A 24,846-nucleotide genomic window follows, 5' to 3' on the forward strand; every position below is an offset into this window, starting at 1 on the left:
CCGCCCAGGTTCGGCCACGGCCACTGGCTACGCGTTGAAGAAAGCCTTCAGGTCGTCCACACGGTCCAAGCGCTCCCAGGTAAAGTCCGGATCGTCCCGGCCGAAGTGCCCGTGGGCTGCAGTCTTGGCGTAGATGGGCCGCTTCAGGTCCAGGGCGTCGATGATGGCGCGGGGACGAAGGTCGAAGATTTCGGCGATGGCAGCACTGATGCGGGCGGGGTCCACCGTTTCGGTGCCGAACGTCTCAACGTACGTGCCCACGGGACGCGCCTGGCCGATGGCGTAGGCAATCTGGATTTCGGCGCGTTTGGCCAAACCTGCTGCAACAACGTTCTTGGCAGCCCACCGCATGGCATAGGCGGCGGAGCGGTCCACCTTGGACGGGTCCTTGCCGGAGAAGGCGCCGCCGCCGTGCCGTGCCATGCCGCCATAGGTATCAACGATGATCTTCCGCCCGGTCAGGCCGGCGTCACCGACGGGGCCGCCGATAACAAACTCACCGGCCGGGTTCAGGATGTTTGCGGCACGGGAGATGTCCAGGTTGGCACCGGCCAGCACGGGCGCGATGACGATGGAGGCAAGGTCAGCGCGGAGCTGTTCGAGGCTTGCGCCTTCGGCGTGCTGGCTGGAAATGACCACGGTTTCGACCGAGACCGGCAGGTCCTTGTCATAGCCCACGGTCACCTGGGTCTTGCCGTCCGGACGGAGGTACGCCAACTCCCCTGACTTGCGGACTTCGGTGAGCCGCTCCGAAAGGCGGTGTGCCAGCCAGATGGGCGTGGGCATGTAGGAGGGAGTTTCGTCACTTGCGTAGCCGAACATCAGGCCCTGGTCGCCTGCGCCCTGGAGGTCGTAGTCATCCTCCTGGCGGCCCTCACGGGCTTCAAGGGAGTTGAAGACTCCACCGGCGATGTCGTTGGACTGCTGGCCGATGGACACGGAAACGCCGCACCGGGCGCCGTCGAACCCGTTGGCCGAGGAGTCATAGCCGATGCCCAGGATGGTCTCGCGGACGATCTGCGGAATTTCCACGTAGGCGTCGGTGGTGACCTCACCAGCCACGTGGACCAGGCCGGTGGTGGCCATGGTCTCCACGGCGACGCGGGATTCCGGGTCCTTGTCCAGCAGGGCGTCGAGGATGGCGTCGCTGATCTGGTCGCAGATCTTGTCCGGGTGGCCTTCGGTGACCGACTCGGAGGTGAAGAGCCGGAGCGCGGAGGGCGTGGCCGCGTGGGACTGGGGAAGGTGCAGCGGTAAAGTCACTCAACTACCTTACTGGTTGGGATTCGTCCTCCCCGCAGGAGACCTCGGGAGATGTCCTCGTGCTAAGGAACGGAAGCCTGAAACACTTCAGGCGCGGGGGGAAACGTGATTCAGTTCAAAGCCGATCCGGCTGATGATGGCCGCCGAAACTTCCGTCTTGGTGCCGGCCGCCTCCTGTGGTTCGGAGCCGGACCGGGCCAGGATGACAACGGAATTCGTATCCTGGCCGAAGACCTTATCCGCGCCCACATGGTTCACCACCAGCAGGTCGCAGCCTTTACGCTCCAGTTTTGCTTCCGCGTAGGCCAGCACGTCACCGTGGCTGTCGCCGGTTTCGGCAGCGAAGCCTACGATCAGCTGCTGCCCCTCCGCGTGGCCGCCGCTGTTCCGGAGTTCCACCAGTTCGTGCAGGATGTCCGGGTTGCGGACCAGCGTGATCACGGGGTCGGCGCTGTCATCGCGCTTCTTGATTTTGGTATCCGAGACCTCCGACGGGCGGAAGTCGGCCACTGCCGCGGACATAATCACGACGTCGGAATCCGCCGCTGCTGCCAGCGCCGCCTCACGCAGTTGCAGGGCAGTCTCCACGGGCACCACTTCCACGCCTGCCGGCGGTGGAACTTCCATATGGGCTGCGAGCAGGCGGACCGTAGCGCCGGCGTTGCGGGCGGCGACGGCCAGCGCCACTCCCTGCTTACCGGAGGATCTGTTGCCCAGGAACCGTACCGGGTCCAGGGGTTCGCGGGTTCCGCCGGCGCTGATGGTGACGGTGCGTCCCGCGAGCGGCAGCTGGTAGTCCGACTGGCCCTGGACCAGGGCCAGGGCGGCGTCGAAAATGACCTCGGGCTCGGGCAGCCTTCCGGGACCTGAATCAGAACCGGTCAACCTGCCGGTTGCCGGTTCCAGGACGGCCGCTCCGCGGCTCCGCAACGTTTCTACGTTGGCCTGGGTAGCCGCGTGCTGCCACATCTCGGTGTGCATGGCAGGGGCGAACAGTACCGGGCCGTGGGCCATCAGCAGGGTGTTGGTGAGGAGGTCGCCGGCCTGTCCGGTAGCCGCTTTGGCCAGGAGGTCGGCAGTGGCCGGGGCGATGACCACCAGGTCCGCTTCGTGGCCCAGGCGGACGTGGTTGACCTGGTGGACGTCGTCGAAAACGCTGTTGCTGACCGGATTTCCGGACAACGCCTCCCAGGTGGCGGTGCCAACAAAGCGGGTGGCTGCCTCCGTGGGGATCACAGTGACGTGATGGCCGGCTTCAGTAAAAAGCCGGAGGAGCGATGCCACCTTGTAGGCGGCAATCCCTCCCCCGACTCCGAGGACTATGCGCACGTGACCTCCGTCAACAGCACGTCAGGCGGCAGTATTACTCTGCGGCTTCGATCGGCGTGGAGACCAGCTTGCCTTCGTTGATCTCGCGCAGGGCGATGGAAAGCGACTTTTCGTTCAGCTTGGTGTCTACCAGCGGGCCAACGTATTCGAAGAGGCCCTCGTGCAGCTGGGCGTAGTAAGCGTTGATCTGACGAGCACGCTTGGCACCGAAGATCACCAGGCCGTACTTTGAATCCGCTGCTTCAAGCAGCGAGTCGATCGGCGGGTTGATGATGCCTTCAAGGTTCGTGGACACGAATTCTCCAAATTTCTAGCGGGCTGACCGTTCCGGCGCTCCGTGCGGATGCGGGGTCAGCCCCATGAGTGAAACAAGCTCGTCCGCTGCCCGGCGAACGTCGTCGTTAATGACGGTGTAGTCGAACTCCGGTTCAGCAGCAAGCTCCAGTTTAGCGGTTTCCAGCCGGCGCTGCTGTTCCTCGGGTGTTTCCGTGCCGCGGCCCACCAGCCTGCGGACCATTTCGTCCCAGCTCGGCGGCGCGAGGAAGACGAACTGGGCGTCCGGAACGGCTGCCTTGACCTGGCGCGCGCCCTGCAGGTCGATCTCCAGCAGCACCGACCGGCCCTCGGCGATCGCCTGGTTCACGGTGCTCTTGAGAGTCCCGTAGGTGTTTTGGCCGTGCACTACCGCCCACTCGAGGAATTCTCCCTCGGCAACGAGCCGCTCGAATTCCTCCTTGGCCTTGAAGAAGTAATGGACTCCGTCAACTTCACCCGGCCGCGGGGCGCGGGTGGTGGCTGATACCGAGAGCCAGACCTCTGGGTAGTTGTCCCGGATGTAGGTGGACACGGTGCCTTTGCCAACAGCCGTCGGACCAGCGAGGACTGTCAGTCCAGGTTTTTTGCTCACGTATTCCTTTGTGCCGGAGTTCGGGGTAGCGGAAAGTTCCCGCTCTAGTTCTCGTCTATAAAATCTACCAGCGCCCGGCGCTGGTGGACGCCGAGGCCGCGGAGCCGGCGGGAGGCGGCGATACCCAGCTGCTTCATGATGGCGGCGGCACGGACTTTTCCTACTCCAGGCAATGCCTCCAGCAGTTCCGAAACCTTCATCCGGGCCATCGCTTCGTCCTCCATCGCGGAATTGATGATGTCCGCTGCGGAGCTCGCACCGTTCTTGAGGTTTTCCTTGGCCGCGGCCCGGGTTGCCCTGGCTGCCGCCGCTTTGTTCAAGGCATCAGTTCGTTCGGATGCGGATAAGGGTCGCAGCACCATGGTGGACACCCCCGGATCTGGGTGGATACGGCCAAGGGCGGCCGCCCTTGGACATGTCCTGAAACTACCCTTTGGTGCTGCCCGAATCAATGCATCCGGGGAAACGGGCAGCTATTCGCCCCGCAGCCCGTCAAGGGTCCGTTGGGCGGCCTCCCGCAATGCGCGCGGCTGCGGTCCGGCTGAAAGGATATCCCTGCTGGAAGTTCCCAGCACCTGAGGGTAGGCGCTGCCGAAGGTGGCACGGAGATCGGCCGGTGTGGCCCCCTGCGCTCCCAGGCCCGGCGCAAGGATGGGCCCGCGCATGCCGGCGAGGTCCACATCAAGGTCCGAAAGGGCTGAACCGACGGTTGCGCCGACTACCAGGCCGACCGAACCAAGCTCTCCAGGGTAGCGGCGGTTTTCCCCGCCGGCCGCCAAGGCGATCCTTCGTGCCACGGAGTCCGCTCCTCCAACGTGCTGGACCGAGGCTCCTTCAGTGTTGGAGGTCAGGGCGAGGACAAACACTCCACGCCCCGTGTCGGCCGCCAGATCGAGGGCCGGACGCAACGACTCAAAGCCAAGGTAGGGGCTAAGCGTCACTGAGTCTGCGGCCAGCGGGGAACCGTCGCGGAGCCATGCGTCGGCGTAGGCCGCCATGGTGGATCCGATGTCCCCCCGTTTTGCGTCGGCAATGCTGAGTACAGCCTCGTCCCGGGCAACGGCAAGGACTTCCTCCAGCACGGCCATCCCCGCGGAACCGTGGCGCTCGTAGAGCGCCACTTGCGGCTTTACGGCGGCAGCGAGGGAAGCGACCGCCTCCAGGACTGTCAGGGAAAACGAGCGGAGGCCCTCGACGTCGTCCTTCAGCCCCCAGCCGGCCAGCAGGGACGGGTGGGGGTCAATGCCAACACACAGCGGGCCGCGGGCGGCCATGGCCGCACCGAGCCGGGAACCGAAGGGCTCCCGGCCCTGCACTTCAGCGGACGCGGCTGCCTGCTCAGGCATGCTGCAGGGCCGCCTTCTGGGACTCGACCAAGGCAGCGGCGTGCTCCTGCAGGCTGGTGACCGACCATTCGTAGGTGCGCATCGCTTCGATGGCCTGGACGGCAGCATTGAACTCGGCCACCGTGGTGATGCACGGGATGCCGATGGACGTGGCGGCTGCACGGAGTTCGTAGCCGTCGCTGCGGGCTTCGCCGCCGGAGGGCGTGTTGAAGACCATATCGATCTCGCCCGCGATGACGAGGTCGGCGATGGTGCCTTCGCCTTCGGCGCTGCTGCCTTCTGCCACCTTGCGGACCGGCGTGGCCTGGATGCCGTTGCGGCGCAGGACATCGGCGGTGCCGCCGGTGGAGACGATCTCGAAACCGAGGTCGGAGAGCCGCTTGACGCCCATGATCACCGAGCGCTTGTCACGGTTGGCCACCGAGACGAAGATCTTGCCTTCGGTGGGCAACGCGTTGTTGGCAGCTGCCTGGCTCTTGGCGAAAGCGGTATCGAAGTGCTTGTCGATGCCCATCACCTCGCCGGTGGAGCGCATTTCGGGCCCGAGCAGGGAGTCAACCACCTTGCCCTCAAGGGTACGGAAGCGGCTGAACGGCAGGACTGCCTCCTTGACGGACACCGGGGCGTCCAGGGGCAGCGTGGAGCCGTCGCCGACCTCGGGCAGCATCTTGTAGGCGCTGCGGAGCTGGCCGATGGTGACACCGGTTCCGATCAGGGCGGCGGCCTTGGCCATCTGCACGCCGGTGGCCTTTGACACAAACGGCACCGTCCGGGAGGCCCGCGGGTTGGCTTCGAGGACGTACAGGACGTCGGAGGCGAGGGCGAACTGGATGTTGATGAGGCCGCGCACGCCCACGCCTTCGGCGATGGCCCGGGTTGCGGTGCGGACGCGCTCCAGGACGTTGGTGCCCAGGGTGATGGGCGGCAGGACGCAGGCAGAGTCGCCGGAGTGGATGCCGGCTTCCTCGATGTGCTCCATGATGCCGCCGAGGTACATGTCCGTGCCGTCGAAGAGGGCGTCGACGTCGATTTCGACGGCGTCCTCCAGGAAGCGGTCGATCAGGACCGGGTGGTCCGGGGTAATTTCCGTGGCGTTGGCGATGTACCGGGACAGGTTGGGCTCGTCGTAGACGATCTCCATGCCGCGGCCGCCGAGGACGTAGGACGGGCGGACCAGCACCGGGTAGCCGATCTCGTCCGCGATCTTCTTGGCGTCCTCGAAGGACACTGCGGTGCCGTTCTTCGGGGAGATCAGGCCGGCCTTGTCCAGGACCCGCGAGAACGCCCCGCGGTGCTCGGCGAGGTCGATGGCTTCCGGGGAGGTGCCGAGGATGGGCACGCCCGCGTCGGCCAGCTGCTGGGCCAGCTTGAGCGGGGTTTGGCCGCCGAGCTGGACGAAAACGCCCATCACGCCGCCGGTACGTTCCTCCGCGGCGATAACCTCCAACACGTCCTCAAGCGTCAGGGGCTCGAAGTACAGGCGGGTGGAGATGTCGTAGTCCGTGGAGACGGTTTCCGGGTTGCAGTTGACCATAACAGTCTCGTAGCCGGCCTTGCGCAGTGCCATCGAGGCGTGGACGCAGGAGTAATCGAACTCGATGCCCTGGCCGATGCGGTTGGGGCCGGAACCGAGGATCAGGATGGATGGCTTGGAGTGCAGCGCAACCTCGTCCTCCTCGTCATAGGCCGAGTAGTGGTACGGCGTGTACGCGGCGAATTCCGCGGCGCAGGTGTCCACTGTCTTGTAGACGGGACGGATGCCCAGTGCCTGGCGGACGCCGCGGACCACGGCCTCGGAGTTGTGGGTGAGGGCGCCGATCTGCTCATCGGAGAAGCCGTGGCGCTTGGCGCGCTTCAGCATGTCTGCCGTGAGTGCGCCGGCCTGGCGGATCTCGCGGGAGATCTCGTTCAGCAGCTGGAGCTGGTCCAGGAACCAGGGGTCGATCTTGGTTGCCTCGAAGAGGTCCTCCACGCTGGCGCCGCCCAGGAGGGCGCGCTGGACCTGGTGGAGCCGTTCCGTCGTCGGGCGCTTTGCCTTTTCGATGAGCTCAGCCACTTCCCATTCGGGAACGGAGCTGAAGTCCAGCTGGGAGCCCTTCTGCTCCAGCGACCGCAGCGCCTTCTGCAGGGCCTCGGTGAAGTTGCGGCCCATGGCCATGGCCTCGCCCACCGACTTCATGGTGGTGGTCAGGGTGTTGTCCGCGGCCGGGAACTTCTCGAACGCGAACCGCGGTACCTTCACCACAACGTAGTCGAGGGTGGGTTCGAAGGACGCCGGGGTCTTCTGGGTGATGTCGTTGGGGATCTCATCCAGCGTGTAGCCCAGGGAGAGCTTGGTGGCGATCTTGGCGATGGCGAAGCCGGTTGCCTTGGACGCCAGGGCCGAGGAACGGGACACGCGCGGGTTCATCTCGATGACCACCACGCGGCCGGTGGCGGGATCGATGGCGAACTGGATGTTGCAGCCGCCGGTGTCCACGCCCACTTCACGGATCACGGCGATGGAGATGTCGCGCAGCCGCTGGTATTCCCGGTCCGTCAGGGTGAGGGCGGGAGCCACAGTGATGGAGTCGCCGGTGTGGACGCCTACGGGATCGAAGTTCTCGATGGAGCAGACCACCACGACGTTGTCGTTTTTGTCCCGCATCATTTCGAGCTCGTATTCCTTCCAGCCGAGGATGCTCTCTTCGAGCAGCACCTCGCTGGTGGGGCTGTACTGCAGGCCCTGGCCCACGATGCGGCGGAGGTCGTCCTCGTTGTAGGCGAGGCCCGAGCCGAGTCCGCCCATGGTGAAGGACGGCCGGACCACCATGGGGTAGCCCAAGTCATCGGCAGCCTTCAAAGCCTCGTCCATGCTGTGGATGATGTGGCTGCGGGCGGACTCTGCACCGCAGCGCTCAACCACGCCCTTGAACTTTTCGCGGTCCTCGCCGAGTTCGATGGCGGCGATGTTGGCACCGATCAGCTCCACGTTGTACTTCTCAAGCACGCCGTTCTTGTCCAGGGCGATGGCCGTGTTCAGGGCTGTCTGGCCGCCGAGGGTGGGCAGCACTGCGTCCGGGCGTTCCTTGGCGATGATCTTTTCCACCACCTCGGGGGTGATGGGTTCGATGTAGGTGGCGTCGGCGAACTCCGGGTCCGTCATGATGGTGGCCGGGTTGGAGTTGACCAGGATGACCCGCAGGCCCTCCTCCTTGAGGACGCGCAGCGCCTGCGTGCCGGAGTAGTCGAATTCAGCGGCCTGGCCGATAACGATCGGGCCGGAACCAATGACGAGGACGCTTTTGAGATCTGTACGTTTCGGCATTACTTCTTGTCCTCAGTCTTGTTGTCGTTTTTGTGTTCGGCGCCGGCGGAGTGGGCAGAGTCCACGGGATCCTTGGACAGGTTGGCGGTCCTGCCGTCCCGGGTGCCCTCCATCAGTTCAATGAAGCGGTCAAAGAGGTAGGCGGCGTCGTGCGGCCCGGCTGCGGCCTCGGGGTGGTACTGCACGGAGAAGGCGGGGATGTCCAGGCAGGCGAGGCCTTCCACGACGTCGTCGTTCAGGCTGACGTGGCTGACCTCGACGCGCCCGTAGCGTGCCTCGGGGGCCTGCGTGGCGCCGTCGAGCGGAGCATCTACGGCAAAGCCGTGGTTCTGGGAGGTGATTTCCACCTTGCCGGTGCGGCGGTCCATCACGGGCTGGTTGATGCCGCGGTGGCCGTAGCGCAGTTTGTAGGTGCCGAAGCCCAGGGCGCGGCCCAGAATCTGGTTGCCGAAGCAGATGCCAAAGTAGGGCAGTTTTTCGTCCAGGACGGAGCGGAGGAGCTTCACCTGGGCGTCGGCGGTGGCGGGGTCGCCGGGGCCGTTGGACATAAAGAAGCCGTCCGGGTTGACCGCCTTGACGTCTTCCAGGGTGGCGGTGGCGGGGAGCACGTGGACCCGGACGCCGCGCTCTGCGAACCGGACGGGGGTCATGGCCTTGATGCCGAGGTCGACGGCGGCGATGCTGAAGCGGGGGTCGCCGTCCCAGCCGTGGTCCTTGGGTTCCACCACGTACGCCTGGTCAACGCTGACTTCCTCGGCCAGCCGGGCGCCTTCCATCGGGGCGCTGGCGAGCACGGCGTCCACCAGTTCCTTGTCCGTGGCCTGCGCGGCTTCGCCGGAGAAGATTCCCGCGCGCATGGTTTTGTGCTCGCGCAGGTGGCGGGTGATGGCGCGCGTGTCCACACCCTGGATGCCCACGATCCCCTGGGCCACCAGCTCCTCGTCCAGCGAACGCTCCGAGCGCCAGTTGGAGGGGCGGCGGGCGGCATCACGGACGATGTAGCCGGCCACCCAGATGCGGCGGGACTCGGCGTCGTCGTTGTTCACACCGGTGTTCCCGATGTGGGGGGCGGTCTGGACCACGAGCTGGCGGGCGTAGGAGGGGTCCGTGATGGTCTCCTGGTAGCCGGTCATGCCGGTGGCGAAGACTGCCTCGCCCAGGGCGGTTCCGGTGGCGCCGTAGCTGCGTCCGCGGAAGATGCGGCCGTCCTCGAGCACCAGCGCAGCTGGAGCGGAAACGGGAGCGGAAGCTGGGGCTGATACTGCTGTGTTTGTTGTCACTGTCTTACTTTCCACTATTGGCATCAGCCGCGGGGGCCGAAGAAATCAATTCCTGAAGTGCTGCGAACAGCACGTTCCTGTCCTCTGCGCGGCGGGTGCGGAAGCCGGTGTCCAGCTCGTGGCTGCCGTGCATCCACGCCAGGACCAGGAGGCCGTCCTTTTCCACGAATTTGCCCGCCATGCCGCTGCCCAGCCGTACTCCGGTGAGGGAAGCCGCGGGAATGTACAGCGCGGGTGCCCCTGCCCGGTCGAAAAGGACGCCGTGCGGGTAGACCTCGAGCGTGGCGTTCGTCCGGATGCCGAGCCCGTGCACTGCGATCCGGTCCAGCCAGTCGCCGCCGGTGGTGGACGCGACGTACTGCCCCTCAGCAGTGGTGAGCGGCTCCCCCGGCGCCTCGGGCACCGAAGGCAGCTTCTCGACGTCGGCCTGGCGGCGCAGGCGGTTCAGCCAGCCCAGCCAGATGAGGACGAACGCTGCGGCGATAAGGGCCAGCGTGATGACCAGCGAGAGCAGCTGGGTGTCCATCAGGCGGCGCCTACGGAAGCGGCGTGCCGGTACGGGGTGTTAAGGGCGCCGCCCAGGACAGTGGGGTGTCCCTTGAAGAACGTGGCAACAACCTTGCCGGGCAGTTCCATGCCCTTGAACGGCGAGTTCCGGCCCATGGTGGCCATCAGGGAAGGTTCAACCATCCAGCGCGCGGCGGGGTCCACCAGGATGACGTTGGCGGGTTCGCCTGCTTCCAGCGGGCGGCCCTGGTCCTCCAGGCGGCCGATCTTCGCGGCGGCCGCGGAGGTCACCCGGGCAAAGTCTGCCCAGGTCATCAGGCCGGTTTCGATCATGGTGTGCTGCACCACGGACAGGGCGGTCTCCAGCCCGGTCATGCCCATGGCAGCCTGCGCCCACTCACATTCCTTGTGCTCGCTGGGGTGCGGTGCATGGTCGGTGCCGACGACGTCGATGGTCCCGTCCGCGAGGCCGGCGCGCAGGGCCTGGACGTCGGCGTCGGTACGCAGCGGCGGATTGACCTTGTAGACCGGATCATAGCTGCGGACCAGGTCGTCAGTCAGCAGGAGGTGGTGCGGGGTAACCTCTGCCGTGACATTGATGCCGCGTTCCTTGGCCCAGCGGATGATTTCCACCGAACCGGCAGTGGAGACGTGGCAGACGTGGAGCCGCGAGCCAACGTGCTGAGCGAGCAGGACGTCCCGGGCGATGATGCTTTCCTCCGCCACTGCGGGCCATCCGGCAAGGCCCAGCACCGCTGACACTTCGCCCTCGTTCATCTGGGCGCCGGCGGTAAGCCGCGGCTCCTGCGCGTGCTGGGCCACCACGCCGTCGAACGCCTTGACGTACTCCAGCGCCCTGCGCATGAGGACGGGATCGTGGACGCAGATGCCGTCGTCCGAGAACATGCGGACCCGGGCGCGGGAATCGGCCATGGCTCCAAGCTCGGCGAGCTGCTCACCGGCGAGCCCCACGGTCACGGCGCCGACGGGACGCACATCCACCCAGCCGGCCTTTTGGCCCAGGCTGTACACCTGCTCCACCACGCCGGCGGTGTCAGCGACGGGAGTGCTGTTGGCCATGGCGTGCACGGCAGTGTAGCCGCCCAGGGCAGCAGCGCGGGTTCCGGTCTCCACGGTCTCGGCGTCCTCGCGGCCCGGCTCGCGCAGGTGGGTGTGGACGTCCACCATGCCCGGCAGCGCCACCAAACCGGCGGCGTCGATGACGGTGGCGCCTTCGGCGGAAAGATCGGTTCCGGTTTCGGCGATGAGGCCGTTACGGATCAGGAGGTCCCCCTGCTCGCCACCCAGGATTGCGGCCCCGCGGATCAGATAGGTTCCGGTGTTGCCTGCCATCAGTTGCTCTCCTTGGTGGAATGGGTGCCGGTATACGCCAGGGCGGGGGTGGCGGCTGGTTCCCGGGTGTCCCCGGAGAGCAGCAGGTAAAGGGCGGCCATGCGCACGGATACGCCGTTGCGGACCTGGGCCAGGACGGTGGAGCGGGGGGAATCGGCGGCGGCTGCGGAGATTTCCAGGCCCCGGTTCATGGGTCCCGGGTGCATGATGATGGTGTCTTTCATGCCCAGTGCGTCCAGCGCCCGCAGGCGGTTGTCGTCAAAGCCCCACCGCCGCGAGTATTCCCGGGTGCTGGGGAAGAAGGATGCGTTCATGCGTTCGCCCTGGACGCGGAGCATCATCACGGCGTCAACGCCCTGCTCGATGGTTTCGTCCATGTTGTAGCTGACCTTGCAGGGCCACTTGTCGACGCCGATGGGCAGCAACGTGGGCGGCGCCACCAGGGTGACCTCGGCGCCGAGGGTGCGCAGGAGCCAGACGTTGGAGCGGGCCACGCGGGAGTGCAGGACGTCGCCGGCGATGGCCACGCGCATGCCCTTCAGGTCCGCACCTTCGGAGCCGGTTCCGGCCAGGCGGGCCCAGTGCCGGCGCATGGTGAATGCATCAAGCAGGGCCTGGGTGGGATGTTCGTGGGTGCCGTCGCCGGCGTTGATGACGGCGGCGTCGATCCAGTCGGTGGCAGCCAGCCGGTGCGGTGCACCCGATGCCCAGTGCCGGATGACGACGGCGTCGGCACCCATGGCGGAGAGCGTTTGGGCTGTGTCCTTGAGGGACTCCCCCTTGGATACCGAGGAGCCCTTGGCGGCAAAGTTGATGACGTCTGCTGAGAGGCGCTTGGCGGCGGCTTCGAAGGAGATGCGGGTGCGGGTGGAGTCCTCGAAAAAGAGGTTTACCACGGTGCGGCCGCGGAGGGCGGGCAGCTTCTTGACCTCGCGGTCACCTACGGCGGCCATTTCCTCGGCCGTATCGAGGATGCGGATGGCGTTGGCGAGGCTGAGGTTTTCGGTGGAGAGCAGGTGCTTCACGAGCGGCCTTCAATCACTACTTCGTTGACCGGTGTGCCGCCGGGGGCGGTGTCGGTTTCCTCGAGCCGGACCCGGACTTTCTCCGCGGATGACGTGGGCAGGTTCTTGCCTACATGGTCTGCGCGGATGGGCAGTTCCCGGTGGCCGCGGTCGATCAGTACGGCGAGCCGGACGATGCGGGGCCTGCCCAGGTCCACGAGGGCGTCAAGGGCGGCACGGATTGTGCGGCCCGAGTACAGGACGTCGTCTATGAGGACAACCACCTTGTTGTCGATGCCTGTACGCGGCAGCTTGGTGGGGTACGGCGGGCGTGTGCCCTGGTGGGACAGGTCGTCGCGGAACATGGTGACGTCCAACTGGCCAACAATCGCGGCGGCGTCCACGCTGGGATCAGCGGCGGCGATTTTTTCCGCAAGCCTGGCAGCCAGCGGGTAACCGCGGCGGGGAATGCCGAGCAGGACGAGGTCCTGGGAACCTTTGTTGGCCTCGAGGATCTCATGGGCGATACGAGTGAGGGCCCGGTCGATGTCCGCCTGGCTAAGTACTACCCTGGCTGGAACCGGTGCGCTGGTGACAGAAGTCAACGCTCGTCTCCCCTTTCCCCGCCTCACAGGACGGAATTAAAAAAGGATCATGTGCGTTCCAAAATTACCACATGGGCCTGGCGTGACCCGTCCCGGGACAGCGCGGTGATGGTCACACTCGCGGGCCCACGTGCCGCGGGTCCTTGGACGCGTGGCGTGAGCCACTTAGGCTTTCGGGTATGTCGATGCATCCCCGCTACCCTGCGTCCGGGCCACCCGAAGATCCCTTCCGGGGAGCGGGCGCCCCGCTCCCGCACGAAGCCAACCCAAGCTGGATGGGGCACGTGCAGCCGGAGAACTACCGCCCGGCGCCGGGGCATCAGGGCCGGCCCGTGGATACGGTGGTGCCGCCGCAGGTCCAGGGAACGGTGGTTCATGCCGGCCGGACCCGCAGCGGCGGGTTGCTGGGGCTGACCATCGGCGGCAGCGCCCTGGCTTTCCTCAGCCTCTTCCTGGTGGTGCCGTTCCTGCTCTCGAACACGGGGCCGGCCGGCTTCCTGGTGGGATTCCTGGCCTCGCTCATTCCCCTGTCGGTGGTGCTCCTGGCCGTGTATGTCATCGACAAGTGGGAACCTGAGCCCAAGCGGCTCCTGTACTTCGCCTTCACCTGGGGCGCTGCGGTGTCCATCGCGGTTACCCTGCTCATCCAACCGTTTTTTGTGCTGGGCTTCCAGTTGTCCGACGGAGCGGACCTGCAGACCTACATGGCCACAGTGCAGGCGCCCATCGTGGAAGAGTTCGCCAAGTCCTTGGGACTGCTGCTTCTGCTCCTGCTGGCCAGGAAACACTTCGACGGACCTGTGGACGGAGTGGTTTTCGCCTTCACTATTGCCGGCGGCTTCGCCTTCACCGAGAACATCCTGTATTTCGGCCGGGCCATCGCGGAATCGGCGGACCCGGCCGGCAACTTCGCCCAGGTGTTTTTCCTCCGCGGTGTGATGTCCCCCTTTGCCCACGCCATCTTCACCGGCACCACCGGGCTCATCATGGGCTTCGCCGCGCGGCGCTGGCACGCAGGCGCATCGGTAGCCGCCTTCTTCGTGGGGCTGCTGCCGGCCATGTTCCTGCATAACCGCTGGAACAGCATGGGCCAGGGCTTCCTGGTGGACTACATCCTGGTCCAGGTTCCCATCTTCTTCCTTGCCGTGGCGGGCATCATCCTCCTGCGCGTGGCGGAGAAGCGGCTGACGCGCCAACGGCTGCTCGAATACTCCGCCGCCGGCTGGTTCACCCCCGCCGAGGTGGAGCTCCTCGCCACGTTGGGTGGCCGCCGAACAGCCTTGAACTGGGCCGGCAGCTACGGCAGGAAACGGCAGATGAAGCAATTCCTGAAAGCGGCCACCCAGCTGGCGAATACCCGCCAGCGCATCCTCAGCGGCCGGGACGTGCAGTTGCACCTGGCTGAAGAGCGCCAGCAGCTGCAGCGCATCCTGGCCCTGCGGGCCGCCGTCGCCCATTAAACGCTGCCGCCCACCTAAGGGCATTCGCTGGCCGTTTTAAAAAGCGAAGGGCCGGCCTCCACACTGTGGAGGCCGGCCCTTTGCGGTTCCTGCCAGCTAAGCGAGCAGGGAAGGCTTCAGCTGCTGCAGCCGGCCCAGGAGGCCGTTGATGAACTGCGGCGACTCGTCAGTGGACAGCGTCTTGGCCAACGCAACCGCTTCGCTCACCGCCACGCCGTCCGGGACGTCGTCGTTGTACAGGAGTTCCCAGGTACCGATCCGGAGGATGATGCGGTCAACTGAGGGCATCCGCTCCAGGCTCCAGCCCTGCGAGTACGTTTCGAGGAACTCATCGATGGCTGCCTGCTGGGAAAGCACGCCCTCAACGATTTCCAGGGTGTACGGGTTAACGATCTGGTCAGTCTTCTCCCGACGCGCCCGGAGCACGTCGAAGGCCGAAACCGAGCGCTGCTCTGCTTCGAAAAGAACGTCCAGGGCCCTGTTTCGGGCTTTACCGCGGGCGCTCACTACTCGGTGACCCGGCCGAGGTAGCTGCCGTCGCGGGTGTCCACCTTGACCTTGGTGTTGTTCTCGATGAACAGCGGAACCTGGATCTCGTAGCCGGTTTCAAGGGTCGCGGGCTTGGTGCCGGCCGAGGAGCGGTCGCCCTGCAGGCCAGGCTCGGTGTAGGTGATCTCGAGGACAACGCTCGGCGGCAGTTCGATGTACAGCGGGGTGCCCTCGTGGATGGCGATGTTGACCATCTGGTTTTCGAGCATGAAGTTGGTGGCGTCGCCTACCGTAGCTCCGGAAACCGTGATCTGGTCGTAGTCGGAGGTGTCCATGAACACGAAGTCCGCGCCATCCTGGTACAGGTACTGGTAGTCGCGGCGGTCCACGGTGGCGGTCTCGATCTTGAGCCCGGCGTTGAACGTCTTGTCCACGACCTTTCCGGACATCACGTTGCGCATCTTGGTACGAACAAAGGCGCCACCCTTGCCCGGCTTGACGTGCTGGAATTCGATGATGTTCCAGAGCTGGCCCTCAAGCTTCAGGACCGTTCCGTTCTTGATGTCGTTAGTGGTTGCCACTGGTTTCCTCTGGTTTCTTTGTCTGCTCGCGTGCTCAGACGTTGTATGCCGGGCAGGCCTGCCATTCGGCTTGCCAGCGCGTGTTTGTCAAAAATCGGGTCTTCGAAAAAATTCAAGAACTATTCTACCGGTAAAACGGCGGGCACCTTCCGGACCGCCCCCGCTGCGGTGTCAGCAGGCCAGGTCCAGGACATCCCGGGCACGCTGCAGCGCCACCGTGGACGAGTAAATCAGGGCGGCGTCTGCGGACTCGGCCACCCGTAGGTCCAGGGCGCGGGCGAAGGATTCAACGGCCGCCGACGTTTGTCCCGCGCTGTACTGGGTCTTGCCCAGGAACTGCAGGACCAGCGCCTCGCGGGGTGTCCCCTGCACCTCGGCAAGCAGCTGCCGGAACAGCTCCACTGCCCGGTCCAGCCGGTTCGAAACCCTCAGCACTTCGGCCTCAAAGGCCCGCAACTTGAAGGACTCGGGGTCCTTGAACCGCGCCTCGGCCAGCAGTTCCGCCGCCTCAGCCGCGTGTCCTTCCACCAGCAGGACAAAGATGTGGTCTGCGGGGTCGGTGGACACTGCCAGCGCCTCCCGGCAGGCGTCCTGGTTCACGATCTGCGGCAGCAGTGATTCAGGGTTGATGCGGATACCCGGGAAGCCTGCCTCCGGCCAGTCCGCTGTTCCCTCCATGTCGCCGAGCATCAGGAAGCAATCTCCTGGTAGGCGGCGAACAGCAGCGAGGTGTCCGGGACGTCAAGGATCCCCGGCTTGGCTATCCCGTCGAGGACGACGAAGCGCAGCAGGTCGCCACGGGACTTCTTGTCGCGGCGCATCCCGTCCAGCAGCCCCTGCCACCGGTCCCGGCGGTAGGTGACGGGAAGGCCCAGTGTCTCCAGGATGGTGCGGTGCCGGTCGGCGTCGGCGTCGCTGAGCCTGCCGACGCTGCGGGCAAGTTCGGCAGCAAACATCATGCCAACGGAGACGGCGGCACCGTGGCGCCAGGAGTAGCGTTCCACCAGCTCGATGGCGTGGCCCAGCGTGTGCCCGTAGTTCAGGATCTCCCGCAGCCCCGACTCCTTGAGGTCCTCGGAGACCACTTTTGCCTTGACGGCGATTGCCCGCTCAATGAGCTCACGGAGGACGGCGGACTGCGGGTCCACTACCGCCTCCGGGTCCTTCTCGATGAGGTCCAGGATGGTGGGGTCTGCGATGAAGCCGCACTTAATGACTTCTGCCATTCCAGAAATGATCTCGTTTTTGGGCAGGGTGTTCAGCGTGTCCAGGTCCGCCAGCACGGCCGCCGGGGGGTGGAAAGCGCCCACCAGGTTCTTGCCTTCGGCGGTGTTGATGCCGGTTTTTCCGCCCACTGAGGCGTCCACCATACCGAGCAGGCTGGTGGGCATGTGGATGACCTTGATGCCGCGCAGCCAGGTGGCGGCGACGAAGCCGGCGAGGTCCGTGACGGCACCTCCCCCGACGGCGACAATCGCGTCCGAGCGGGTGAAGTCATTCTGCCCGAGGACCTGCCAGCAGAATGCGGCCACCTGGATGTGCTTGCCTTCTTCGGCGTCGGGAATCTCCGCCGTCAGGGAGGTAAACCCTGCTGCCGCAAGCTCATCGCGGACGGTGTCGCCGGTGAGCCGCAGGGCCCGGGGGTGGATCACCAGGACCCGCCGGACGCGCTCACCAAGCAGGCCGGGAAGGTCCCCCAGCAGTCCCCGCCCCACCACGACGTCGTAGTTGTTATTGGCGGCTTCGCCGGTGACCTTGATAACTGTTGATTCCGCGCTCACTTTTCAACTTCCTGTTTGGCAGCTGCGTAGTCCCGCAGTGCTGCTTCCAGCCGGCGTCCCAGCTCGGAAACCGAGCCGTGGCGCACGTCCAGGGTGATATCTGCCAGCCGCTCGTACACCGGCTTGCGGGTGGCGAACATGGCCGTCCATCGGCCCATTGCATCCCCCGCCAGCAGCGGCCGCCCCGAATTCCGGGCGATGCGGCCGGCAACCGTTGTGGCGTCGCATTCCAGGTACACCACGGTGCAGCGACCGATCAGCTGCTGGGTCCCGGAGTCAAGAACAGCGCCGCCGCCAAGGGAGATGACGGTGGGCGTACCTTCCGCCGCTTCCACAACATCGGCCACTGTCCGCGCCTCTATCTCGCGGAAGGCGTGCTCGCCGCGTCCGGCGAAGATATCGGAAATGGAGCCATGGGCTGCCACGATGACGGCGTCGGTGTCCACAAACGGGGCACCAAGCTGTTGGGCAAGCTGCTGCCCGATAGCGGATTTGCCGACGGCCATGGGCCCGATGAGGACCACCGGGCCGCCCAGGGACGCGGTTTTGTTGCTGTGGGGCACTTACTGGCCGATCGAGTCCAGGGACGCCGGAATGCTGTCCAGGTAACCCTTGATGTTGCGTGCGGTTTCCGCCACGGAATCGCCGCCGAACTTTTCTGTGACCGCTTCGGCCAGGACAAGTGCCACCATGGCTTCCGCCACCACACCCGCGGCCGGGACGGCACAGACGTCGGAGCGCTGGTGGTGTGCCTTCGCGGGTTCTCCGGTACTGACGTCGATGGTCTTCAGTGCGCGGGGAACCGTAGCGATGGGTTTCATGGCCGCGCGGACGCGCAGCACATCGCCGATGCTCATGCCGCCTTCGATGCCGCCCGCACGGTTGCTGGTGCGGACAATGCGGCCGTCAGCGTCCCGGACGATCTCGTCGTGGGCAGCCGAACCGCGGCGGGCAGCGGTCAGGAAGCCATCGCCGACCTCCACACCCTTGATCGCCTGGATGCCCATCAGGGCGGCCGCGAGGCGGGAATCGAGCCTGCGGTCCCAATGCACGTAGCTGCCAAGTCCCGGGGGAAGTCCGTAGGCGAGGACTTCAACCACGCCGCCCAGGGTTTCGCCTTCCTTGTGCGCCGCATCCACCTCGGCCACCATCGCATCGGACGTTTCCCGGTCGAAGCAGCGCAACGGATCCGCGTCCAGGGCCAGGACGTCGGTGGGAAGAGGCAGCGGACGCCCTTCGGGCACGGTGACGGTCGCGATGGAGACGGTGTGGCTGACGAGTTCGATGCCAAGGTGCTTCAGGAACTGCGCTGCCACCGTTCCCATGGCCACGCGGGTGGCAGTCTCGCGGGCGCTGGCGCGTTCCAGGACGGGGCGGGCCTCGTCAAAGCCGTACTTCTGCATTCCGGTGAAGTCGGCATGGCCGGGCCGCGGGCGGGTCAGCGGCGCGTTGCGGGCCTGGTCGGCGAGCAGCTCCGCGTCCACCGGATCGGCAGACATGATCTGCTCCCATTTGGGCCATTCCGTATTGCCCACCTGGATGGCGACGGGGCCTCCCTGGGTGCGTCCGTGCCGGACTCCGCCGAGGATTGTCACAACGTCCTGTTCGAACTTCATGCGTGCACCGCGCCCGTAGCCCAGGCGGCGGCGGGCCAGTGAATCGGCGATGTGCCCGCTGGTGATTTCAACACCGGCGGGGACGCCTTCAATAATTCCCATCAAGGCCGGACCATGGGATTCACCGGCAGTCAACCAACGCAACATATTTTCCATCCTGCCACGTATGGCGGTTACAACGCCCGCCGGGGAAGGCCGACTGCGTCACACATCACATCTATGACGGATGCGTTAACTTCCTCTTCGAGGCGGCTGAACAGTCGTACCTGCTCCACCGCTTGGTACAGCAGCATTTCGAGGCCGGGCACCACGGCGCCGCCGCCGGTCTCCCACACGGACGCGATCAGGCTGGGCCAGGGATCGTAGGCCACATCCAGCAAAACGCCGGGCGTGGAGGTCTTCAGCGCCGCGATTTCGGATGCCAGCCCGTCTGCCGCGCGCGGCGGCAGCGTGGAAATGACGACGTCGGCAGCAGCCGTTGCTTTCGCGGCCTCCGTGAGTGGGCGGATCACCAGGGAAAGGCCAAGGCTTTCTCCTGCGGCGCGTACTTCGGCCGTGCGTGAGGGGTCACGGACGAAGATCCGGGCCGAGCCGCCTCCCAGCTCGGACAGGGCCGCAACGGCCGCGGCCGCTGTGCCGCCCCCGCCGAGGATGACGGGGGCCGCAGGGGTGCTGGCGCCAGCGTGCCGGACGGCGTTGACGATTCCTGTGACATCGGTATTGAACCCGATGGCCCGGAAGCCGCCCGCGTGCTCCTCGAAGGACACGGTGTTCACCACGCCAAGGGTCCGTGCCACGCCGCGGACTTCGTCCACCTCGCCCACCATGGCGGTTTTCAGGGGCATGGTGACTGAAAGGCCGCGCCAGCCCGGCTGGTTGCGGAGCTGCCGCATCAGCGACGGCAGCAGTTGTTCAGTGACGTCGATGGCCGTGTAGCTGATGCCGATGCCGAGCCGGCTGTACGCCGCGTGATGCAGTGCCGGAGACTTTGAGTGGCTGATGGGGTGGCCCAGGACGGCTGCCCGCAGGCTCATGTGCAGCGGCCGACGTTCGCCATGCACCAGGCGTTGTACTGGTCAACGTAGCCGTTGTGTTCAGCCAGGGTGCGGGAGAACTTCGTCTCCTTGGTGTCCAGGTTGATGGTTACCCAGTACAGGTAGTCGTTTGACTTGGGCTTGGCGGCAGCATCAATGGCCGTCTTTCCCGGCGAACCAATAGGCCCAGGGGGCAGGCCCGGATTCGCATAGGTGTTGTACGGGTTGGACTTGTCCTGGCGCTGTTCTTCCGTGAAGTTATAGCTCTTCGTGCCCAGGCCGTACGTGACAGCCGAATCCACCTGCAGGAACCCGTTGGTCTGGTCGTTGGGCTTGAGGCGGTTGTAGATGGCTCCGGCTACGTCCCCGTATTCTGCCTGGCCACCCTCCGCCTGCACGATGCTGGCCACGATGACGGCCTCATACTGCTTGGCAGGATCAGTGATGCCTTGAGCCTCCAGCTCGTCAACGGTGATCTTGACCAGGGATTGGAGGATGTCCTTTGCGGGCGTGCCAAGCGGGTAACGGTGCTCGCCGGGGGCCAGGTACCCTTCCAGGTTCTTAGCCGTTGCTGGCAGGCCGAACTGCGCCGGCTGGTTGCTGAGGGCCTGCAGATCCTGGATGGAAATGCCCGAACCTTCCGAGATGGCCTGCAGCGACTCACCTATACGCAGGCCGGCGCTCAGGGCGAAGTAGATCACTTTCGCCTGGTCCTTGCCGAGCAGGACGTTGACGGCGTCGGAGTTCTTCATCTGCGTCTTGAAGGTGTAATCGCCCGGCGCCAGGACCCCGCCGGAGGCGTTGAACGCCTGGAGGAACGTATCGGAATTCGCCACCACCTGCTCACCCTCCAGCTTGGTGGCTACGGAACGGGTGCCTTCCCCGTTCTCGACCGTCACCATCACCTCGCCAGAACCGGGGCCCGGGTAGTCGCTGGGCTTGTCATTGCCCAGCAATGGCTTCAAGAACTGGGCGCCGACGGCGACGGCCGTCACGAAAACCGCAAGCGTGAGGAACAGCGCCAGCAACCGCCGGCGGCGGCGGACCTTTTTCGAGGGCTTCACCACTACGGGCGCTGCCGCAGCGCCGGGCAGGAACTCGTGGTGGCCCGGCTCGTGGTGCGCATCGTCGTACTGCCCGTGGTCATAGTGCCCCTCGTGGTGGAGGGCGTCGTCAGGCTGCACGCCCTCCTGGTAGTGATGCCCCTCTTCAAAACGGGCATCGTCTTCATAGTGCCCACCTGCTGAATGCTGGTGGCCGGCGAAGGCAGGCTCAGGGTAGGACGCATGCACGTCGTCGTAAGGATCGTCGCCCTGCAGAACCTCGGGACGGTGCACGTCCCCCTGCTGCAGGTCGCCGTGCTGCACGTCCCCATGCTGCAGGTCGTCGTCGTGCAGGGGGATTTCCGGGTGCTGCCCAGCGGGCTGCGGCTCATCAGGAACGTCCTGGATGGACGGCGGTGCTTGAGGAGCAGCCGGAATGGAGTGCTCTTCAGGGGCCGAAGGAACCGGGGATGCCGCAGCGGACGGTGGCTCAGAAGGCGGCGGCGGAACGTCGTGCCCCGTTTCGTAGGCCTGCTCGGGCACTGCGCCCTGGAGTCCTGTGTCAGAGGTCTTTTCGCGCGCCCGGATTTCCTTGCGGGTCAGCGGCCGCGCCGCCCCGGCATCCAAGGGGCCGGAAGCGTCGTCAATATTGGCAGGACTCACTGTTGCCTTCCATCTGAAAATCGGTCCGTGTCCGTGGTGGCGCGGACGGACTCGTCCACCTCGCCGCCCCCCGGGTCCACGGAAGGGGAGGGCGCGGTCACGCGTCGACCGACATCCGATCCCCTGGCTTTCTGCATGTCGAGGGCGTGCTGAAGGATACCTGCCGCCGCGACCTGATCAACTACTTTACGGTGATCCCGGCTGCTCATGCCAGCTTCATGCAGGTTGCGGTGGGCCGTAACGCTGCTCAAGCGCTCATCCACCAGGTTCACCGGCACAGCCAGGGCACGTGTTGCCAGCTCTGCGGCCAGCAGCTCGGCGTACTCGGTGGCCATCCTGGCCGACGCGTGCTCTTCGCCCTTCATGGTCCGGGGCAGGCCCACGAAGACCTGCACAGCGCCAAGTTCCTCCACCAAGTTGGCGATGACCCGGACATCCGAGTTTTTCTTTGCGTTCCGGTCCAGCGTCTTGTACGGCGTGGCCAGGATTGAGTCGCGATCGCAGATGGCCACACCTACCCGGACCGTGCCAACGTCAACCCCCAGTTTGATGCCCTGGGGGCTGCCGCCGGCCGCTGTTGGATTGGTCATGGGAGGTTTATCGCCCTGAAATGGCGTCCACGACGGCTGCGAGGGCAGGGGCCACCTTACCGGCGTCCGTCCCGCCGCCCTGGGCTACGTCGTCCTTGCCGCCACCACCGCCGCCGAGGATGCCTGCGGCGAGCCGTACCAGGGCACCTGCCTTGACGCCGGCTTCCCGCGCGGCCTCGTTCGTGGCGACCAGGACCATGGGACGGTCATTCGCGACGCCGGCAACAGCCACCGTAGCGGCAGCCGAACCCAAGCGGTTCCGCAGGTCCAGCGCCAGGCCGCGGAGGTCGTCCGCGCCGCTGACCTGCCCGGCGTCGTGCGCAATGACGCTGACCCCGGAGGCATCCTTGGCGCTGTTGACGAGCTGGGCGGCGGAAGCAGCCAGTTGTTCCTTGCGGAGCCTGTCGAGCTCCTTCTCCGTAGCCTTGAGCTTGGCGAGGGTGGCGGCGATCCTGTCGGCCAGCTGGCCGGAAGGGACCTTGAGCATATCGGTCAGCTCGGTCACCAGGGCACGCTCGGCGGCGAGGTGGCGGAACGCGTCCATGCCGACGAAGGCCTCGACGCGTCGGTTACCCGAGCCGACCGACTGTTCACCCAGGAGTGAGAGGCTGCCGATCAGCGAGGTGTTGGCCACGTGCGTTCCGCCGCAGAGCTCACGGGACCACGCGCCGTCGATCTCCACAACGCGGACTTCGCTGCCGTAGTTCTCCCCGAAGAGGGCCATGGCACCCAGGGCCTTGGCCTCGGCCAGTCCCATCACTTTGGTTTCCACGGCGTAGTTGTTCCGGATGGCGAGGTTGGAGACCTCTTCGATCTCCGAACGGGTGGCGGTGCTCAGGCCCTCGCCCCAGGCGAAGTCGAAGCGCAGGTAGCCGGCCTTGTTGTAGGACCCGCGCTGGGTGGCTTCCGGCCCCAGGATCTGGTGCAGTGCGGCGTGCACGATGTGCGTGCCCGTGTGGGCCTGCTCGGCGGCGTGGCGGCGTTCGCGGTCGACGGCGGCACGCACCAGTGAGTCTGCGCCGATTTCGCCTTCCCGGACAATCGCCTTGTGGACGCTGAGGTCCTTGAGGGGGCGCTGGACGTCGAGGACCTCGACGACGAACCCGTCGCCGGTGATCAGGCCGGTGTCGGCTGCCTGGCCGCCTGCCTCTGCGTAGAACGGGGTCTCGGAGAGCACGAGCTCGATCTCGTCACCCGTGGACGCCTGCTGTACCGGCTGTCCTCCGGTGAGGATGCCCCGGACGCGGGATTCGCCGTCGAGCTCCGTGTAACCGGTGAAGACCGTCTCGCCCTGGGCGAGGATCTCCTGGAAGGCACTCAGGTCAGCGTGGCCGCCCTTCTTGCCCTTCGCGTCAGCCTGGGCACGCTTGCGCTGCTCCTGCATGAGGCTGCGGAAGGCTGCCTCATCCACCTGGAGCCCGGCCTCCTCTGCCATTTCAAGCGTGAGGTCGATGGGGAAGCCGTAGGTGTCGTGAAGGGCGAAGGCATCGGCGCCGGAAAGCGGCCTGTTGGCAGCCTTGGATTCCTTGACGGCATCCTCAAGGCGCGCGGTGCCGGAGGCGATGGTGCGCAGGAACGCCTTTTCTTCCGCGTAAGCGATGCGGCTGATGCGGGCAAAGTCGGTGTCCACTACCGGGTAGACACCCTTCATGGCGTCCCGCGAGGCCGGCAGCAGCTCCGGCAGGCAGGCCTGCTCGACGCCCAGGAGGCGCATGGAACGCACCGCACGGCGGATGAGCCTGCGCAGGACATAACCGCGGCCCTCGTTGGAGGGGGTCACTCCATCGGAGATCAGCATCAGTGCCGAGCGGATGTGATCGCCCACGACGCGCATTCGCACATCATCCGTGTGGTGCGGATCATCCGGTGTTTCAGCGGACGTGTATTCCTTGCCCGAGAGCTCGGCGGCCTTGTCGATAACGGGACGGACCTGGTCGGTCTCGTACATGTTCTCGACGCCCTGCAGGATCATGGCCAGGCGCTCCATGCCAAGGCCCGTATCGATGTTGCGCTTGGGCAGTTCACCCACAACGTCGAAGTCTTCCTTGGAACGGACGTTCTCGATCTGGTACTGCATAAACACGAGGTTCCAGATCTCGATGTACCGGGTCTCGTCAGCCAGCGGGCCGCCCTCCACGCCGTAGGCGGGGCCGCGGTCGTAGTAGATCTCCGAGCAGGGACCGGCCGGACCTGGCTGGCCAGTGTGCCAGTAGTTGTCGGACTTGCCCATTTTCTGGATGCGCTCGGCCGGAACGCCGGTATTCTTCAGCCAGAGTTCCTTGGCTTCGTCGTCCTCTTCGTAGACCGTCACCCACAGCAGTTCGGGCGCGAGGCCGTAGCCGCCGTCGTCCACGCTTGTGGTCAGCAGTTCCCAGGCGAACTTGATGGCGTCTTCCTTGAAGTAATCACCAAAGGAAAAGTTTCCGCACATCTGGAAGAAGGTGCCGTGCCGTGCGGTCTTGCCCACTTCCTCGATGTCACCGGTGCGGATGCACTTCTGCACGCTTGTGGCGCGGGAGTAGGGCGGTTCTTCGCGTGCGGTGAGGTACGGAATGAACGGAACCATGCCGGCAACCGTGAACAGCAGCGAGGGGTCGCTGGAGACCAGCGATGCGGAGGGAACCGCGGTGTGGCCCTTGCTGACAAAAAAGTCCACCCAGCGCTTAGTGATCTCCTGCGACTTCATGA

At 65.7% G+C, this 24,846-nt stretch carries 23 protein-coding genes; 1 reads left to right on the forward strand and 22 read right to left on the reverse strand.

What is annotated here, in order from left to right:
• Positions 1–27: 27 nt before the first annotated feature.
• The 12 genes from metK to pyrR form a co-directional block, all read right to left on the reverse strand.
• Positions 28–1,263, reverse strand: coding sequence for a methionine adenosyltransferase (metK, locus tag G6R19_RS07660; RefSeq protein WP_163163877.1), 1,236 nt, complete (start codon positions 1,261–1,263; stop codon positions 28–30).
• Between the two features lie 87 nt (positions 1,264–1,350).
• Positions 1,351–2,592 carry a bifunctional phosphopantothenoylcysteine decarboxylase/phosphopantothenate--cysteine ligase CoaBC gene (coaBC, locus tag G6R19_RS07665; protein ID WP_163163879.1) on the reverse strand — a complete coding sequence of 414 codons (1,242 nt, stop codon included), beginning with the start codon at positions 2,590–2,592 and terminating at the stop codon, positions 1,351–1,353.
• A gap of 34 nt (positions 2,593–2,626) precedes the next feature.
• On the reverse strand, positions 2,627–2,887 hold the full coding sequence (gene rpoZ, locus G6R19_RS07670; RefSeq protein ID WP_003800778.1) for a DNA-directed RNA polymerase subunit omega: 261 nt from the start codon (positions 2,885–2,887) through the stop codon (positions 2,627–2,629).
• A gap of 15 nt (positions 2,888–2,902) precedes the next feature.
• Positions 2,903–3,499: a guanylate kinase gene (gmk, locus tag G6R19_RS07675; protein ID WP_163163881.1), complete on the reverse strand. Its 597-nt coding sequence runs from the start codon at positions 3,497–3,499 to the stop codon at positions 2,903–2,905.
• A 44-nt stretch (positions 3,500–3,543) separates the two neighbouring features.
• A complete protein-coding gene (gene mihF, locus G6R19_RS07680; protein WP_205484295.1) occupies positions 3,544–3,861 on the reverse strand; it encodes an integration host factor, actinobacterial type in 318 nt (105 codons plus the stop codon).
• 111 nt (positions 3,862–3,972) lie between these two features.
• The gene (gene pyrF, locus G6R19_RS07685) at positions 3,973–4,845 is read right to left on the reverse strand and encodes an orotidine-5'-phosphate decarboxylase (RefSeq protein WP_163163884.1); all 873 of its coding nucleotides are present in this window, start codon (positions 4,843–4,845) and stop codon (positions 3,973–3,975) included.
• A complete protein-coding gene (gene carB / locus G6R19_RS07690; protein ID WP_163163892.1) occupies positions 4,838–8,152 on the reverse strand; it encodes a carbamoyl-phosphate synthase large subunit in 3,315 nt (1,104 codons plus the stop codon). The genes pyrF and carB overlap by 8 nt, the downstream gene beginning before the upstream one ends.
• Positions 8,152–9,456: a glutamine-hydrolyzing carbamoyl-phosphate synthase small subunit gene (carA, locus tag G6R19_RS07695; RefSeq protein WP_163163902.1), complete on the reverse strand. Its 1,305-nt coding sequence runs from the start codon at positions 9,454–9,456 to the stop codon at positions 8,152–8,154. Before carA ends, carB begins: the two co-directional genes overlap by 1 nt.
• Entirely contained in the window at positions 9,437–9,958 is a 522-nt protein-coding gene (locus tag G6R19_RS07700) for a hypothetical protein (protein ID WP_163163904.1), read from the reverse strand. Before G6R19_RS07700 ends, carA begins: the two co-directional genes overlap by 20 nt.
• Entirely contained in the window at positions 9,958–11,292 is a 1,335-nt protein-coding gene (locus G6R19_RS07705; RefSeq protein WP_163163906.1) for a dihydroorotase, read from the reverse strand. The genes G6R19_RS07700 and G6R19_RS07705 overlap by 1 nt, the downstream gene beginning before the upstream one ends.
• Positions 11,292–12,317 (reverse strand): aspartate carbamoyltransferase catalytic subunit, encoded by a 1,026-nt coding sequence (locus G6R19_RS07710; protein ID WP_163163908.1) that lies wholly within the window; start codon positions 12,315–12,317, stop codon positions 11,292–11,294. The genes G6R19_RS07705 and G6R19_RS07710 overlap by 1 nt, the downstream gene beginning before the upstream one ends.
• Positions 12,314–12,901, reverse strand: a complete 588-nt coding sequence (gene pyrR, locus G6R19_RS07715; protein WP_104044538.1) for a bifunctional pyr operon transcriptional regulator/uracil phosphoribosyltransferase PyrR — start codon at positions 12,899–12,901, stop codon at positions 12,314–12,316. Before pyrR ends, G6R19_RS07710 begins: the two co-directional genes overlap by 4 nt.
• A 185-nt stretch (positions 12,902–13,086) precedes the next feature.
• Here pyrR and G6R19_RS07720 point away from each other — a divergent pair, with 185 nt between their 5' ends.
• Positions 13,087–14,361 (forward strand): PrsW family intramembrane metalloprotease, encoded by a 1,275-nt coding sequence (locus G6R19_RS07720; RefSeq protein ID WP_240341809.1) that lies wholly within the window; start codon positions 13,087–13,089, stop codon positions 14,359–14,361.
• A 96-nt stretch (positions 14,362–14,457) separates the two neighbouring features.
• On the opposite strand, the gene nusB is transcribed toward G6R19_RS07720, so the two are convergent.
• The 10 genes from nusB to alaS all read right to left on the reverse strand — a co-directional run bounded on the left by nusB (position 14,458) and on the right by alaS (position 24,844).
• Entirely contained in the window at positions 14,458–14,868 is a 411-nt protein-coding gene (nusB, locus tag G6R19_RS07725; RefSeq protein ID WP_163163910.1) for a transcription antitermination factor NusB, read from the reverse strand.
• Positions 14,868–15,431 carry an elongation factor P gene (efp, locus tag G6R19_RS07730; RefSeq protein WP_050054941.1) on the reverse strand — a complete coding sequence of 188 codons (564 nt, stop codon included), beginning with the start codon at positions 15,429–15,431 and terminating at the stop codon, positions 14,868–14,870. The genes nusB and efp overlap by 1 nt, the downstream gene beginning before the upstream one ends.
• Before the next feature lie 171 nt (positions 15,432–15,602).
• A complete protein-coding gene (locus G6R19_RS07735; RefSeq protein WP_163163912.1) occupies positions 15,603–16,121 on the reverse strand; it encodes a tetratricopeptide repeat protein in 519 nt (172 codons plus the stop codon).
• Complete coding sequence (aroB, locus tag G6R19_RS07740; RefSeq protein WP_163163914.1) at positions 16,121–17,212, reverse strand: 3-dehydroquinate synthase; 1,092 nt, start codon at positions 17,210–17,212, stop codon at positions 16,121–16,123. The genes G6R19_RS07735 and aroB overlap by 1 nt, the downstream gene beginning before the upstream one ends.
• Positions 17,209–17,718: a shikimate kinase gene (locus G6R19_RS07745; protein WP_163164148.1), complete on the reverse strand. Its 510-nt coding sequence runs from the start codon at positions 17,716–17,718 to the stop codon at positions 17,209–17,211. The genes aroB and G6R19_RS07745 overlap by 4 nt, the downstream gene beginning before the upstream one ends.
• Positions 17,719–17,775: 57 nt before the next feature.
• Entirely contained in the window at positions 17,776–18,975 is a 1,200-nt protein-coding gene (gene aroC, locus G6R19_RS07750) for a chorismate synthase (protein WP_163163916.1), read from the reverse strand.
• 26 nt (positions 18,976–19,001) lie between these two features.
• The gene (locus tag G6R19_RS07755; protein WP_163163918.1) at positions 19,002–19,862 is read right to left on the reverse strand and encodes a shikimate dehydrogenase; all 861 of its coding nucleotides are present in this window, start codon (positions 19,860–19,862) and stop codon (positions 19,002–19,004) included.
• A complete protein-coding gene (mltG, locus tag G6R19_RS07760) occupies positions 19,859–21,568 on the reverse strand; it encodes an endolytic transglycosylase MltG (protein ID WP_163163920.1) in 1,710 nt (569 codons plus the stop codon). The genes G6R19_RS07755 and mltG overlap by 4 nt, the downstream gene beginning before the upstream one ends.
• A complete protein-coding gene (ruvX, locus tag G6R19_RS07765; RefSeq protein ID WP_163163922.1) occupies positions 21,565–22,158 on the reverse strand; it encodes a Holliday junction resolvase RuvX in 594 nt (197 codons plus the stop codon). Before ruvX ends, mltG begins: the two co-directional genes overlap by 4 nt.
• Positions 22,159–22,165: 7 nt before the next feature.
• Complete coding sequence (gene alaS, locus G6R19_RS07770) at positions 22,166–24,844, reverse strand: alanine--tRNA ligase (RefSeq protein WP_163163924.1); 2,679 nt, start codon at positions 24,842–24,844, stop codon at positions 22,166–22,168.
• Positions 24,845–24,846 lie beyond the last annotated feature (2 nt).

Origin of the sequence: Arthrobacter sp. Alg241-R88 (assembly GCF_900537115.1) — a bacterium.
In the GTDB taxonomy this organism is placed as follows: Bacteria; Actinomycetota; Actinomycetes; order Actinomycetales; family Micrococcaceae; genus Arthrobacter.